Origin of the sequence: Lysobacter sp. Root667, assembly GCF_001427715.1 — a bacterium.
In the GTDB taxonomy this organism is placed as follows: Bacteria; Pseudomonadota; Gammaproteobacteria; order Xanthomonadales; family Xanthomonadaceae; genus Lysobacter.
On record NZ_LMHF01000009.1, the window covers coordinates 66,370 to 80,194 of the forward strand.

Here is a 13,825-nt window from a genome sequence, read left to right on the forward strand (position 1 = left end):
CGGCTGAGCGATTCCGGGCCGGGCCCGGAAAATTAGGAAGTCGTTCACCGTCGCGGTCGCATCGTCTGCCCATGCCTGCAATGGTGCAGGCGTTGAGGAGAACGACATGACCGCACTGTCCCGATGGCTCGCCCCGGTGGTAGTGGCCGCCGGCTTCGGCGTGGTCGCGATGACGCCGGCTCCGGCGGTGGCGCAGAGCAACGATGACCTGGCTCGCGTGATCGTCGATGTGGCCGACGTGATCATCCGCGGCAACACCCCGTACTACCGCTACGGCAACTACGGCTACGACGATCGCCTGATCGTGGTCCGCGACCGCTACGGTCGTCCGACCTATTACCGTAACGTGCCGCGCCGCAACTACTACTCGCAGCCCCCGTACGGCAACGCCTACGGCTATCGCAACCAGCACAGCCGCCAGCGCGTGACCTGCAACAGGTACGGTAAGTGCCGGACCGAGTACTACGACCCGCGTTACGACGACCGCTACGGCCGCCGTTACGACAATCGCTACGACAACCGTTACTACGACGGCCGTAGCGACTACCGCTACGATCGCCGTCGCTACGACGATTGACCGCCACCGGCGGCGGCACCGCTCCCCGCGGTGCCGTCGCCGTTTCTGCTGCCGCGCGCCGCGTTCGGTGCTAGCCTGCGGCCCTGCCCGCAAGGAGTCGTCCCGTCATGAAATCGCTGCTGCTGTGCGCCAGTCTGGCCGTCGCCGGCCTCGCCTCCACCTGGGCCCCGGCGGCGCAGGCCGCGGGCAACGTCGACTGCAAGCTCCACTTCAACATGTCGGGCTGGTCTGTGTTCTACAAGACCTCCTCCGGCAGCGGCACCGTCCAGTGCAGCAACGGCCAGAGCATGGCGGTCAAGATCAGCGCCAAGGGCGGCGGCCTCACCGTGGGCAAGTCGCGGATCGAGAACGGGGTCGGCGAATTCTCCGGCGTCCATAACATCTCCGAGATCCTGGGCACGTATGCCACCGCCGAGGCCCACGCCGGCGCGGTCAAGTCCAGCAAGGCCCAGGTCATGACCAAGGGCGAAGTCTCGTTGGCCCTGGCCGGCAAGGGCGAGGGCTGGGACCTGGGCGTGGCCTTCGGCAAATTCGTGATTTCGCGCTGAGCATGGACCGCAGCATCGCGCCGCCGTCGAATAGTTCGCCGCGCTCCCCGGTGCGGGTGCGCCTGCTCGCCCTGGTGGCGTCGATCGCGGCGGTGCTCGGCATTGGCCAGAGCTGGGCCCAGGATTTCGCCTTCGGCTGGGATCCGCGCAGCGGCGACGCCTGGGTCGATACCTGGCTGAGCGACGTGAACCGTTACGGCAACCGCTACCGCGAACCCTTCGTGGACGAGATGGTGCGCAATTACGGCGCGCCGCGCGAGCTGGTGTCCGAACTGCTGGCGACGCGGCGCTGGGCGCCGGGCGACGTCTACTACGCTTGCGCGATCGCGCAGGTGCTCGGTCGTCCCTGCCGCTACGTGGTCGACGAGTGGGAGCGCAGCCATGGCGAGGGCTGGGGCGCGGTCGCGCAGCGGCTGGGGCTGAAGCCCGGTTCGCCGGAATTCCATCGCCTCAAGCGTGGTTTCGTGCCGACCTACGACCGCTGGGGCCGCCCGATCGCGATCGACGCCGAGCTGCGTCGTGATTTCCCGAACCGGCCGACGGTCAAGAGCAAGCGCCCGCTGCCACCGCAGGCCCACGAGGCCGGCAAGGCGAAGGCCAAGGGGCAGGGCAAGGGGCACGCCAAGGGCAAGGGCAAGGACTGATTGCGCGGTGGTCGCGCGCGGTGCCGGGCCGCTGCATAAGCGATCCGATCTCCGCCGCTGTCCGGTCGCCGCATTGGCGCAGGGCCGTATCATGGCCGCATGACCGACGCCTCTCGCGCCTCCGATATCCGTATCGTCGATTTCGCGCCGCAGTGGCGCGACGATTTCGCCCGCCTCAACCTGGAATGGCTGGAGCGCTGGTTCGCGGTAGAGCCGATCGACCGCGAAGTGCTGGGCGATCCGGAAACCCATCTGCTCGCCGGCGGCGGCCAGATCCTGTTCGCGATCGACCGCGACGGCCGCGCGGTCGGCACGGTCGCGCTCAAGTACGAGGGCGACGGCGTCTACGAACTGACCAAGATGGCGGTCGACGGCGCGCAGCGCGGCGGCGGCATCGGCCGCCTGCTGATGCGGGGCGTGCTGGACAAGTTCCGCGCCCTGCGGGGTCGCGAATTGTTCCTGGAATCGAGCACCCGGCTCGCGCCCGCGCTCAAGCTCTACGAAAGCGTCGGCTTCCGGCATTACCCTGCGCCGCGGCCGGGCTCGCATTACGCCCGCGCCGACGTCTACATGATCTGGCACCCGCCGGAGTAGGCGCGGGCGCGGGGCATAGCGCCGCAATCAGTCCTTTTTCTTGTTGTCCATCGGCCGCTCGTTCGGCGGCGGATCGTCGGCATTGGCCTTCTTGGCGCCGTCGCCGCTCATCATGGCCTGGTGCGCGGCATCCATTTCGGCGGCGGTAACCTTGCCGTCGTGATTGGCGTCCATGCGTTCGAACATCGCGCGCGCGCCGGCGGCGTGCTCGGCGGCGGTGACGATGCCGTCGTGGTCGCTGTCGATCGTGGCGATCTTCTCGGCCGAGGTCATCATCGGCCGCATCTTCGGGGTTTCCTGGGCCGTGGCCGATATCGCCGCGAGCGCGGCGGCGAAGCTCAGCGTATAGGCGAGGGTCTGCGGTTTCATAGCGGCCTCCTGGGTCGCGGCCCCTGCACCGGGCAGTGTCCGCCGCCGGCGGTGACGCGGCTGTGGACCCGGCCCCGTTCAGGCTGACGCGACGGCCCGCGCGATGGCGGGGGGCTTGGAACAGCGCGGCTGGTCGCTCGATTGGGCAGGGTGCGCTTGCCCCGACAATGGACGACCGCAATGCCCGCCCGTGCTCGGTCCGTGACCGGAGCCCACGCGCTACCGCTGCCCGCCGAAAGCATTCGGCTGCCGGTGGCGCCGATGAGGATTGGATCGGGGGGCGATTAAATTATCTTTAAATACAATTTGTTGTAGCGATAACGGCGCCTGATGCAGACAGGTTAACGCCGCTCACTTCGCTCAGGGCTCTGCAGCTAACGAGCCTTTCATATTGATGCCCTACGTTGCGTCTAGCCAGGCAAGGACAGTTCATGAGACCGCCTCTTCTTTCGATCATCGCGCTCGCCGTCTCCTGCGGCCTGTCTCTTTGCGCCTGCGCGCACGGCCCCGTCGAAACGATCGCCAAGGAGCCCGTCAATATGGCACCGCATGAGTCTGCTCCGGTTGCCAATTCGGCACCCACCGCCGAGGAAATGGCTAATCGATTCCTCAAGTTGATCAACGAGATCAAGTCCGGCTCCGAAATCACCGTCGAACGTGTCCAAGAGGTCATGCAGGTGAAGTTGGAGCCGACTGACCGAGGAAACTCCGAGGCTTTTGGCGACCTCAGTGGAGGCTACAAGTACACGGTTGTATTCGATCCGAAGAACGGCGCAGGAATTGATTTTACCGATAGCAGCTCGTCGCCTGCGTGCCCTCTCCCGATTACTTTTCTTCTTCGCTCAGTACCCCGCTTTGAATCGAGCGTGCCATTGATTGTTTCCAATGGATTCAGAACGGGGTGGATGTATGGCAGAGACGATGGGTCCTTCCTTGAAGTGGGCATCAGGATGACGTCGACGGGAGCCCCTATCGAGCAAGATTACGTATGCAGCCTAGGTGTGAGGCCGGCCGCGTAAGGAACAATGGATGGCAAATCCGAATCAGCAGCTGGAAGCTGCCCTGGCGCAGTTCGCCAATCAACCCGGCATTACGCCTGACCAAGCGGCGCAGCTTCGAGCTGCGATCACCGGTAATGCTCAGCAACTGCAGGAGCTGAATCAGCAGGCGCAGGCCGGCCAGTTGAGAGGATTTGCCTTGCAGTTGGCCGCGAATCCAGCTCCAAACCTGGCAGGTACTTATGACCTCCAGAGCGGAATAGTCACCTTGCCAGGGTCGAGTTTCCAGCCTGCAGGCACCATGGCAAGCCCTGATTTGATGGCCACGGTAAAGATGCAGCAGATGTCCATCGAGTTCGGACATAAGACCTATCTCGATGCAGCGAATAGTCCGCACCCCGTCACCCAAGGCATGGTCGACAATCTTCAGTCAACGATCAATCAGTCGCCTGTTCTTGCAGAGCAGATCAAGAAGGCTGCAACAACCATCGATGGAGGGGATCGGTATCGACGCACCCATCTGGAGCATTTCGACCTGATCGCCCCAGGTTTCGCAGCTGGTGGCACCTACAACGGCGACGACAAGACGATGCGGTTGCCTCCGCGCGATCTGCAAACCAAGACGACTACAAACCCGCAGGGGCATTTCGATGCCGACGATATGACCTTCGTGCTTGGTCACGAAATTCAGCACGGCTTCAATCACCGCGACAAGCAACAGGCATTCAGGACGTTCTACACGGACTCGGTCGCCATCGCAAAGAGCGCTCAAGCGATTCACGACTACACGGTGCCGGTCAGCAACTACATCCAGGCTGGCCGAGTGGACGAAGCCAAGGCGGAGATCGGGGGTTGGAACGCGCTGTTGAGCCGGCAGAAGCAGATTCAGCCGCTCGCCCAGGAGCTGGATTTGATGCTGAGAACCCTGAGCGACCGGGTGAAGGACTTCATCGAACAAGACCCCGCCGTAACCAACCTCAAGGCTCGTCCCCTTCCCGGGCTGGCTTTCAATCAGGACGGCACGCTATCAATGTCTCCCGGCAATATCACCGCTATGGGGCAGCACTATTTCAACAAGCCGGATCATGCACACGCACAGTCTTGGCAACGTTCGCTCGGTATCGGCGAAAAAGGGACCTCCGACTATCCAAACTATTACGGAGCCTTCGCTGTTGAAATGGTTGCTGGTGTTGAAAGGCGTTACGCCAACCAGGTCAATGGCGTGATGCCGCAGATGACGATCAACATGGCTAGCGCCCGCATCAGCGAAGAGCTGCTGGAGAAGGAAGGCATCAATCTCGGAATCAATAAGACGCCGCAGCCGTACTACGACAGCAGCCAGACGCCGGCGGCGCTACACCACTTCGATCACACGCAAGACAGAAGCGTCAGTCCGACACAAGACCATCAATACGTGCCGGTTGCGCCTTCCGCGCCATCACAGCGTCGCAGCCCCGAAGATCCTGATCATCCAGAAAACGCCCTACTGGAGAAGGTGCGTGCCGGCGTACGTGACCTCGATCGGCAAGTCGACAAGCCTTGGGACGAGCAAAGCGAACGGTTGAGCGCCAGTGCGCTGGCGATGGCGGTAGAGAAAGAATTCCGGCCTGGCGACGACATATGGATCGGATTGAACCAGAAGACCGAGCGATACGCCGCAGGCGAGTTGTTGCTCGTCCAGCGCATGGGCGGCAACGTGTCTGCGGATCCTTTCCAAAATCGTGCCCATATGCCGATTGCGGAGGCGCTCTCCCAGCCCGCGGAGCAGCGTTACCAGCAAGTGGAAGTCATGCGGCAGACTCAAGCTGAGGAACAGCAGCGGCAGCGACAAGAAGCGCTGACCAGAAGTCAGAACCCGCCTTCTCAGGGCGGTCCCGCAATGTCGATGTGAGTTCGTTCGTCGTGACTTGGTGAATCAGTGGGGCCGAATTAAGGGGCCAGGTGCATTCCGAATGAAGCCTCACCCGGCAAATAGGGCAGCTCGATTCGGGCTTTGATAGCCCACCCCTTACAATGCCCCCAATGACCGCCCCGCCCGCCATCCCGCCCGCGCAACTGCGCCTCTCCGTCGCCCCGATGATGGACTGGACCGACACCCAGTGCCGGGTCTTCCACCGCGCGCTGGCGCCGCATGCGCGGCTGTACACCGAGATGGTCCACGCCAACGCGGTGATCCACGGCGACCGCGACAGGTTGCTGGCGATGGACCCGGTCGAGCATCCGGTGGCCCTGCAATTGGGCGGCAGCGAGCCGGCGCTGTTGGCGCAGGCGGCGCGGATCGGCGCCGAGCACGGCTTCGACGAGATCAACCTCAACTGCGGCTGTCCCTCCGACCGGGTCCAGGCCGGGCGTTTCGGCGCCTGCCTGATGCGCGAGCCGGAGCTGGTCGCCGAGTCGGTCGCGGCCATGGTCGCGGCCTGCGAGGTGCCGGTGACGGTGAAGTGCCGGCTCGGGGTCGACGACGACCAGCACTACGAGGTGTTCCTGGCCTTCATCGAGCGCGTCGCCGCGGCCGGCTGCGGCCTGTTCGTGGTCCACGCCCGCAACGCCTGGCTCAAGGGCCTGTCGCCGAAGGAGAACCGCGAGGTGCCGCCGCTGCGCTACGACTGGGCCTACCGCCTGAAGCAGGACCATCCGGAGCTGCAGGTGATCGTCAATGGCGGCATCGCCAGTTTCGAGGACGCGGGTGCGCACCTGGCCCATAGCGACGGCGCGATGCTCGGCCGCGCGGCCTATCACGACCCCTATCTGCTGCATCGCCTGGACGTGGCCTGGTTCGGTGGCGAGCTGCGCAGCCGCGCCGAGCTGCTGCGCGGCCTGCGGCCCTATATCGAAGACCAGCTGGCGCGCGGGGTCTACCTCAAGCACATCGCCCGCCACCTGCTCGGCCTGTTCCACGGCGAGCGCGGCGGGCGCGCGTTCCGCCAGGTGCTCAGCGAGGGCTCGCACCGGCCCGGCGCGGACTGGTCGCTGATCGAGCGCGCCCTGGCGCCGACCGAGGCCCAGGCCGACGCCGCATGATCACCCGCGACACCGGCGCCTTCCTCGCCGTCGCCCAGACCTGCGCGGCCGATTTCGGCCCGGCTACGGCGCGTGCCGCGTTCCTGGTCGCGCCCGACGGCTTCGCCCGCGCCGAGCAGTCGGCCGGCGACAACCGCTACATGGCCGCGGCCGAGGGCTTCGATCCGGGCCGCGCCAGCGCCCAGCACCGTGAGCTGCAGCGCGCGCTGTCGGCGTTGCTGCCGACAATCTGCTTCGCCGGCGACCCGGACACGCCCGACGCGCTGTTCCCGAACAACGTCTATGCGACCGCGCCCGGCCGGACCCTGATCGGGCGCATGCGCCACCCGGTGCGCCAGCGCGAAGCCGAGCGCGCCGACATCCGCGGCTTCTTCCGCGAAGTGCTGGGCTATGCCGAGATCGACCTGTCGACCCAGCCGCACCCCTGCGAGCTCACCGGCGCGCTGGTGATCGACCGCGCGCGCGGGCTGGGCTACTGCGGTCTGTCCGAGCGCTGCGACGCCGACGGCGCGCGCCTGATGCACGAGGCCCTGGGCCTGCGCGCGACCCTGCTGTTCGATCTGGCGCCCGGCGAATACCACACCAACGTGGTGTTGGCGGTGCTGGCGGGCCGCGCCGCCCTGATCTGCCCCGGCGGCTTCGCCGACCCGGCCGCGGCCGCCGCCATCGCCCGGGTCTACGGCCCGCATGCGATCGAACTGAGCCCGGCCGAGCACGCCGCCTTCGCCGGCAACGCGATCGCATTGTCCCAGGACCGGGTCTGGATGAGCGCCGCGGCCGCCGCGGCCTTGAGCCCGGCCAGCCGCGCCGCGCTGGATCGGGCCGGTTTCGCCGTCGCGGCGGTCGAGCTGGACGCGATCGAGGCCGGCGGCGGTTCGCTGCGCTGCTGCGTGGGCGAGATCTACTGAGGCCGGACCCGGCGCAGCGCGCCGGCGCGACCGCGAGCCTGATAACGCGGCGGGGCGGGCCTGCCAGGCCGTAGCCACCGGCGCGCAATTTCAGTACCGAACGGTTTCGACCGCGGGCCGCGCCGGTCGCCGCGCGCACCGGTCTGAATGGCGGCTGGAACGTGAAGAAAAAGTTCAGACCGGATTCACCGCTCCGTTCCGAGAATGCCACCTCATCCAGCGCCCGTGCGCTATTGTTCCGTCACGTTGCCCTTCGAGTCCCCATGAACATCCTGCCCGCCCGCCTCATGGCATCGCTGCTGCTCGCCGCTCTCGCGGTCGGGGCCGGCGACGCCTGGGCCCAGGAGCGGGGCGGCCGGGGCCAGGGTCAGGGCCAGGAGCGCCGCGAGCGCGACGACGGCCATGACCGGCACGAGGGCCACCGCGCGTTGTCCGATGCTGTACGCCGCGTCGAACGCGAAAGCGGCGGCGGCCAGGTCCTGAGCGCCGAGCGCGTGCCGTTCGACGGCCGCGACGTCAATCGGGTCAAGGTCGTCGACCCCAGCGGCCGGGTCCGCATCTACATGGACGACCCGCAGCAGGCCCGCAACCGGCGCGACGACGGCGGCCGTACACGCGGCGACGACAACGACAACGACTAACCTCTGGCGTAGAGGTCGCGCCCTCCGGCGCGGTCGACTGATAAGGGAGTGCCCATGCGAATTCTGTTGGTCGAAGACGAAGCACCGCTGCGCGAGACTCTGGCCGCGCGCCTGAAGCGGGAAGGCTTCGCGGTGGACGCCGCCCAGGACGGCGAAGAAGGCCTGTACATGGGCCGCGAAGTCCCGTTCGACCTCGGCATCATCGACCTCGGCCTGCCCAAGATGTCGGGCATGGAGCTGATCAAGGCGCTGCGCGACGAAGGCAAGAAATTCCCGGTGCTGATCCTCACCGCGCGTTCGAGCTGGCAGGACAAGGTCGAAGGCCTCAAGCAGGGCGCCGACGATTACCTGGTCAAGCCGTTCCATGTCGAGGAACTGCTGGCGCGTCTCAACGCGCTGGTGCGCCGCGCCGCGGGCTGGAGCAAGCCGACCCTGGAATGCGGACCGGTCATGCTGGACCTGGCCGCGCAGACGGTCAGCGTCGCCGGCACCAACGTCGATCTGACCAGCTACGAGTACAAGGTGCTGGAGTACCTGATGATGCATGCCGGCGAGTTGGTCTCCAAAGCCGACCTCACCGAGCACATCTACCAGCAGGACTTCGACCGCGACTCCAACGTGCTCGAGGTCTTCATCGGTCGCCTGCGCAAGAAGCTGGACCCGGACGGCGCGATGAAGCCGATCGAGACCGTGCGCGGCCGCGGCTACCGCTTCGCCATTCCGCGCAGCGGGGAGTAACGACGGGCTTCGTCCGGCTGCGGCCGGACGAGGGCGTCGGGCCGGCATGCGGGCGGACTCAACCTCAAACGAACATCACAGACCGGGCGCGAACGCGATTCGCGCCCGGTTTTCGTTCGTGGGCGTGCGCCCGTGAGCTGGGGCCAGCCGCGTTCGCTGCAGGCCCGGCAGCTGCTCGCCGCCAGCCTGGGCCTGCTCGCGTTCCTGGCCCTGGCCGGCTACGCGCTGGACCGCGCCTTCCTCGACACTGCCGAGAACAACCTGCGCGAACGCCTGCACGGCTACGCTCTGGCCTATGCGGCCAAGGGCGATTTCGACCGCAGCGGCGAATTCGTCGAGCCCTACGAACCGATCGACCCGCGCTTCGACCAGCCCGGCAGCGGCCTGTACGCCGAACTGGTGCTGCCCAACGGGCATTGGGACTCGCCCTCGGCGCAGGGCCCGCTGCTGCCGGCCGCGTCCATGCTCAAGCCCAGCGAGCGCCGCTTCGAGGGCCCGCTGCCGATCACCGAGATCAACGGCGACGTCGGCGAGGCCTACCGCTACGGCATCGGCCTGACCTGGGCCGCTGGCGGCGATCCGCGCGCCGAATTCCCGTACACGATCTACATCCTCGAAAACACGACTTCGCTCAGCGGCCAGGTCGCGGTGTTCCGCGGCGCGCTGTGGCGCTACCTCGGCGGCGCCGGTTTCATCCTGCTGCTGCTGCAGGCGCTGATCATGCAGTGGAGCCTGCGCCCGCTGAAGCGCGTGATCGAGGAGCTCAAGCGCGTGCAGCGCGGCCTGGCCTCGCGCATGAGCGAGCGCCACCCGCGCGAGCTGGAGCCGCTGACCGAAAGCATCAACGCCTTCATCGAGAGCGAACGCGAGAACCTCGACCGCCAGCGCAACACCCTGGCCGATCTCGCGCATAGCCTGAAAACGCCGCTGGCGGTGCTGCGCGCGCGGCTGGACGACAACGCGCCCGACGGCGAGCTGCGCGAAGACGTCGATCTGCAATTGCGACGCATGAACGACCTGGTGTCCTACCAGCTCGCGCGCGCGGCCTCGGGCGGCCACGCCCTGTTCGCCGCGCCGGTGGCGATCGAACCGCATGCCGAACAGATCGTACGCGGCCTGGAAAAGGTCTACGCCGGCAAGGGCGTGCTGTGCGAATTCGAAGTCGCCTCGGGCGTGCAGTTCCACGGCGAGCCGGGCGATCTGCAGGAACTGCTGGGCAACCTGCTCGAGAACGCGTTCAAGTGGGCGCGCTCGCGCGTGCTGCTGACGGTGAAGCCAGGCGAGACCGCGCCGGGTCGCCGCCCCGGCCTGCTGCTCGCGGTCGAGGACGACGGCCCGGGCATTCCGCCCGAGAAGGTCGCGCTGATCCTGCAGCGCGGCGTGCGCGGCGACGAGCGCGTGCACGGCCACGGCATCGGCCTGGCGATCGTGCAGGACCTGGTGCGCGGTTATCGCGGCACGCTGGACGTGGTGCCGTCGGAGGAACTGGGCGGCGCGCGTTTCGAAGTCAAATTGCCGCCCGGTCTGTAAGCGGCGGGCGGCAAGGGGCTGTCACCTCGGCTCCTCTTATCGGGCGAACGGCGACGGCCCGTAGAAGCGCTGCAGGTGCGCCGCGATCTCCGGCATCGACTCGCGCAGCAGGGCCGGATCGCTGAAGTGGTATTCGGTCGCGACCGCGAAGAACTCCTCCGGCGCCTCGGCGGCGTAGGGATCGATCGCGGTCTCGCGGCCCGAGTCGACCTCGTCGATGAAGCCGTCGTACACGCGTTGGAAATCGCGCGCCCATTCGCGCTGCCACGGCCGCGGCAGCGGCGGAGTGCCGTCGAGCAGGCCGTCGAGCGCGTCGAGCTTGTGTGCGATCTCGTGCGCGGCGACGCAGAAGCCCGCGCGCGGATCCTCGCAATCGGCGAGCACGTCGGCCCAGGACAGGATCACCGGACCGGCGTCCCAGGCTTCGCCGATCAGTTCGTCCTGCCATTCGTGCAGCACGCCGGCCGCGTCGATGTGGCTGCGCTTCACCCGGAACGCATCCGGGTAGACGATCAGTTGCGACCAGCCGCGCAGGCCCTCGGCGCCGAACTCCAGCAGCGGCAGGCAGCACAGCATCGCCAGCATGCAGCGTTGGCGATCGTCGAGGACGAGTTCGCCGATCGGGCTGATAGTCTTTTCGTGCAGGAAGCGCGCGACCAGATCGCGCAGCCGCGCGTCGCGCGCCGGATCGAGCGCGGCCGCCCACGGCACCGCCGCGCGTGCGTCGCGCCAGAGTGCGTCGGCGATGGGCGGTGGCCGCCGCAGGCGGCGCAGGAAGTCGAACAAGGCGGGCGAAGACGTTGCCTAGGGAGCGACAGGCTAACCGCAAGCGTTCGCTCGCGCACAAGCGCGCAAGGCTTGAATGGGTATTGGATGGAACGATTAGCGCAGCAAGCGTGAGCGCGTCGCGCTCACGCGGATCCGGCTTAGCGGAACATGCCCGGCAGGAAGCTGTGCCAGCGCGGCGACTGCAGGCGGCCGTTGTTGGCGTCGCTGTGCACTGTGGGCTTGGCTTTGGTTTCGTTGCTGCGGGCCGGAGCGACGACTGCGCGATTGCTCGCGCGGACCGTGTCCTTCTTCTGCGAGGCGCTTTCCGGGCAGCTTTCGTTCGGGCTCAGCTTGACCTCGCGCGCGGCGACGCTCGCACTGGCGAAGGCGATCAGCAGGCAGAAGCAGATCCGTAGCATGGCGGAATCCTCGTGAGCCCGGCCATGCACAGCCGCCGGACAGATCCGGACTATAGCGCGAATCCGGGCATGCCGCGGGGCCGGCCGATGCTGCGTCGCAGCAGGTTCGGACGAACGGTTGAGGCAGACTCCGGCCATGACGAACCCGCGCCCGCCCCTGACTGCGCCGGCCCTGCGCCGGGCCCTGATCGCGGGCGCCCGCCGGGTCATCGCCGGGCGCGACACTTTGAACAGGATCAATGTGTTTCCGGTCGCCGACGGCGACACCGGCAACAATCTGGCGCACACCCTGGGCAGCCTGCTGAATGGAGCGCTGAGCCGACGCAGCCGGCATATCGGCGAGCTGCTGCTGCGAATCGGCAACGATGCCATCGACGGCGCGCGCGGCAATTCCGGGGCGATCCTGGCCCAGTTCCTGCACGGCGTGGCCGAGCACGCGCGCGCCCAGCCGGTGCTGGACGCGGCTGCGCTGGCGGCCTCGGTGCGGCACGGCGCCGACAGCGCCCGCGCGGCCCTCGCGCATCCGGTCGAGGGCACCATCCTGAGCGTGATCGGCGCCTTCGCCGACGCCCTGGACGAGGCCGCGCGCGGCGCGAGCGGGCAGGGCGACCCGCGTCCGGGCTTCGCCAGCGCCCTGGCCAGTGCGCGTATCGCCCTGGCGCGCACGCCGCAACAGATGGCGCTGCTGCAGCGCGCCGGCGTGGTCGATGCCGGCGCCCAGGGCTTCGTCGACCTGCTCGAAGGCATCGCCGAGTTCGTCGACGGCGGCCCGCGCGCGCTGCGCATGCACGGCGCCGTCGCCGCGGCCAACGAGGCGCCGAGCGCGAACGACGTCCACGCGCCGCACGAGGACGTCGATCCCGAGCGGCGCTGGTGCAGCGAATGCCTGCTGCTGGGCGAGGGCATCGAGCGCGAAACCCTGCGCGCCGCGCTCGATGCGATCGGCGCCGATTCGCTGGTGCTCGCCGGCGGCGCCATGCGCATGCGCGTGCATGCGCACGTCGGCGCGCCGCAGCGTTTGTTCGATGCCTGCGCGCGCTTCGGCGCGGTCGAGGGCATGAAGGCCGACGACATGCTGCTGCAGCAACGCAGCGCCGAGTCCTCGCAGCGAGTGGCGGTGGTCGCCGACAGCGCCGCCGACCTGCCCGAAGCCGTGCTCGAACGGCATGCGATCCACGTCGTGCCGGTGCGGGTCAGCGTCGACGGCCGCGACTACCTCGACAAGGTCGGCCTGGCCACGGCCGAGTTCTACCGCCGCATGGGCGCGTCCGCCGACCTGCCCAAGACCAGCCAGCCGCCGCCCGGCGATTTCCGGCGTCCGTTCGATTTCCTGCTCGCCCACCATCCCGAGGTGGTCTATGTCGGCCTGTCGCGCGCGGTCTCGGGCACCTTGCAGTCCGGCGAACAGGCGGCCGCGCGCGCCGATCCGCTGCGCGTGCGCGTGTTCGACAGCATCAACGCGGCCGGCGGCCAGGGCCTGCTGGCCTGGCGCGCGGCGGAACTGGCCGAGGCCGGCGCCGATCTGGCCACGATCCTGGCCGAACTCGAACGCCTGCGTCCGCTGACCCTGACCTGGGCGATGGCGCGCGACATCTCGCACGCGGTGCGCGGCGGCCGCATCCCGTCCTGGGCCGGGCCGGTGGTGCGCTACAGCGGGCTGACCCCGATCGCGCGGATGAAGGCCGACGGCCGCCTGAGCGTGGCCGGCGGACTGCTGGCGCGACGCAGCGCGCCGGAGAAATTCGCCGGCTACATCGCCCGGCGCCTGCCGCGCGGGCAGCATTGGCGCGCCATCGTCGGCCATTGCGACGCGCGCGACGACGGCGCGCGCCTGCTCGAAACCCTGCGTCGCCGGGTCGATCTGGCCGAGGCGCACCTGGTCGAAACCGGCCCGGCGATCGGCGCGCATGCGGGGCGCGGCGCGCTGCTGGTGTCGGTGCAGCCGGCGCCGCCCCGACCCATCCGCACAGGGGTAGGAGCGGCGTAAGCCGCGACCGCGAAACTCACTGCCGACGCGAGCCTTGCGTCTGGGCGTGCTTGAACCACCCGCGGATAGCGCCGCGCCGCACG

15 protein-coding genes are annotated in these 13,825 nt (G+C 68.0%); 12 read left to right on the forward strand and 3 right to left on the reverse strand.

Going from position 1 to position 13,825, the window contains the following annotated elements; genetic code table 11:
• Positions 1–106: 106 nt before the first annotated feature.
• The 4 genes from ASD78_RS03985 to ASD78_RS04000 all read left to right on the forward strand — a co-directional run bounded on the left by ASD78_RS03985 (position 107) and on the right by ASD78_RS04000 (position 2,363).
• Entirely contained in the window at positions 107–577 is a 471-nt protein-coding gene (locus tag ASD78_RS03985) for a hypothetical protein (protein WP_055909149.1), read from the forward strand.
• A gap of 107 nt (positions 578–684) precedes the next feature.
• Positions 685–1,125 (forward strand): hypothetical protein, encoded by a 441-nt coding sequence (locus ASD78_RS03990; RefSeq protein ID WP_056098560.1) that lies wholly within the window; start codon positions 685–687, stop codon positions 1,123–1,125.
• 2 nt (positions 1,126–1,127) lie between these two features.
• On the forward strand, positions 1,128–1,769 hold the full coding sequence (locus ASD78_RS03995) for a hypothetical protein (protein ID WP_056098563.1): 642 nt from the start codon (positions 1,128–1,130) through the stop codon (positions 1,767–1,769).
• Between the two features lie 99 nt (positions 1,770–1,868).
• Positions 1,869–2,363 carry a GNAT family N-acetyltransferase gene (locus ASD78_RS04000; RefSeq protein WP_056098565.1) on the forward strand — a complete coding sequence of 165 codons (495 nt, stop codon included), beginning with the start codon at positions 1,869–1,871 and terminating at the stop codon, positions 2,361–2,363.
• Between the two features lie 27 nt (positions 2,364–2,390).
• Here ASD78_RS04000 and ASD78_RS04005 read toward each other — a convergent pair whose 3' ends face one another.
• Positions 2,391–2,732, reverse strand: a complete 342-nt coding sequence (locus ASD78_RS04005; RefSeq protein ID WP_056098567.1) for a hypothetical protein — start codon at positions 2,730–2,732, stop codon at positions 2,391–2,393.
• A 431-nt stretch (positions 2,733–3,163) separates the two neighbouring features.
• On the opposite strand from ASD78_RS04005, the gene ASD78_RS04010 reads away from it, so the two are divergent.
• From ASD78_RS04010 to ASD78_RS04040, 7 genes are all read left to right on the forward strand, one after another.
• On the forward strand, positions 3,164–3,751 hold the full coding sequence (locus tag ASD78_RS04010) for a hypothetical protein (RefSeq protein WP_156087575.1): 588 nt from the start codon (positions 3,164–3,166) through the stop codon (positions 3,749–3,751).
• Positions 3,752–3,821: 70 nt separating this feature from the next.
• Positions 3,822–5,621, forward strand: coding sequence for an XVIPCD domain-containing protein (locus ASD78_RS04015; protein WP_056099794.1), 1,800 nt, complete (start codon positions 3,822–3,824; stop codon positions 5,619–5,621).
• Positions 5,622–5,752: 131 nt separating this feature from the next.
• Positions 5,753–6,751 carry a tRNA dihydrouridine(20/20a) synthase DusA gene (dusA, locus tag ASD78_RS04020; protein WP_055909131.1) on the forward strand — a complete coding sequence of 333 codons (999 nt, stop codon included), beginning with the start codon at positions 5,753–5,755 and terminating at the stop codon, positions 6,749–6,751.
• A complete protein-coding gene (locus ASD78_RS04025; protein ID WP_056098570.1) occupies positions 6,748–7,659 on the forward strand; it encodes an arginine deiminase-related protein in 912 nt (303 codons plus the stop codon). The genes dusA and ASD78_RS04025 overlap by 4 nt, the downstream gene beginning before the upstream one ends.
• A 263-nt stretch (positions 7,660–7,922) precedes the next feature.
• Positions 7,923–8,300: a hypothetical protein gene (locus tag ASD78_RS21410; protein ID WP_055909125.1), complete on the forward strand. Its 378-nt coding sequence runs from the start codon at positions 7,923–7,925 to the stop codon at positions 8,298–8,300.
• 54 nt (positions 8,301–8,354) lie between these two features.
• A complete protein-coding gene (locus ASD78_RS04035; protein ID WP_055909122.1) occupies positions 8,355–9,038 on the forward strand; it encodes a response regulator transcription factor in 684 nt (227 codons plus the stop codon).
• Positions 9,039–9,170: 132 nt separating this feature from the next.
• Positions 9,171–10,568, forward strand: coding sequence for an ATP-binding protein (locus ASD78_RS04040; RefSeq protein ID WP_055909120.1), 1,398 nt, complete (start codon positions 9,171–9,173; stop codon positions 10,566–10,568).
• A 36-nt stretch (positions 10,569–10,604) separates the two neighbouring features.
• Here ASD78_RS04040 and ASD78_RS04045 read toward each other — a convergent pair whose 3' ends face one another.
• Entirely contained in the window at positions 10,605–11,315 is a 711-nt protein-coding gene (locus ASD78_RS04045; RefSeq protein WP_235566461.1) for a M90 family metallopeptidase, read from the reverse strand.
• A 179-nt stretch (positions 11,316–11,494) separates the two neighbouring features.
• A complete protein-coding gene (locus ASD78_RS04050) occupies positions 11,495–11,755 on the reverse strand; it encodes a hypothetical protein (protein ID WP_055909116.1) in 261 nt (86 codons plus the stop codon).
• A 136-nt stretch (positions 11,756–11,891) separates the two neighbouring features.
• On the opposite strand from ASD78_RS04050, the gene ASD78_RS04055 reads away from it, so the two are divergent.
• Positions 11,892–13,742, forward strand: a complete 1,851-nt coding sequence (locus ASD78_RS04055; protein ID WP_056098572.1) for a DegV family protein — start codon at positions 11,892–11,894, stop codon at positions 13,740–13,742.
• The last annotated feature ends 83 nt before the right edge of the window (positions 13,743–13,825 follow it).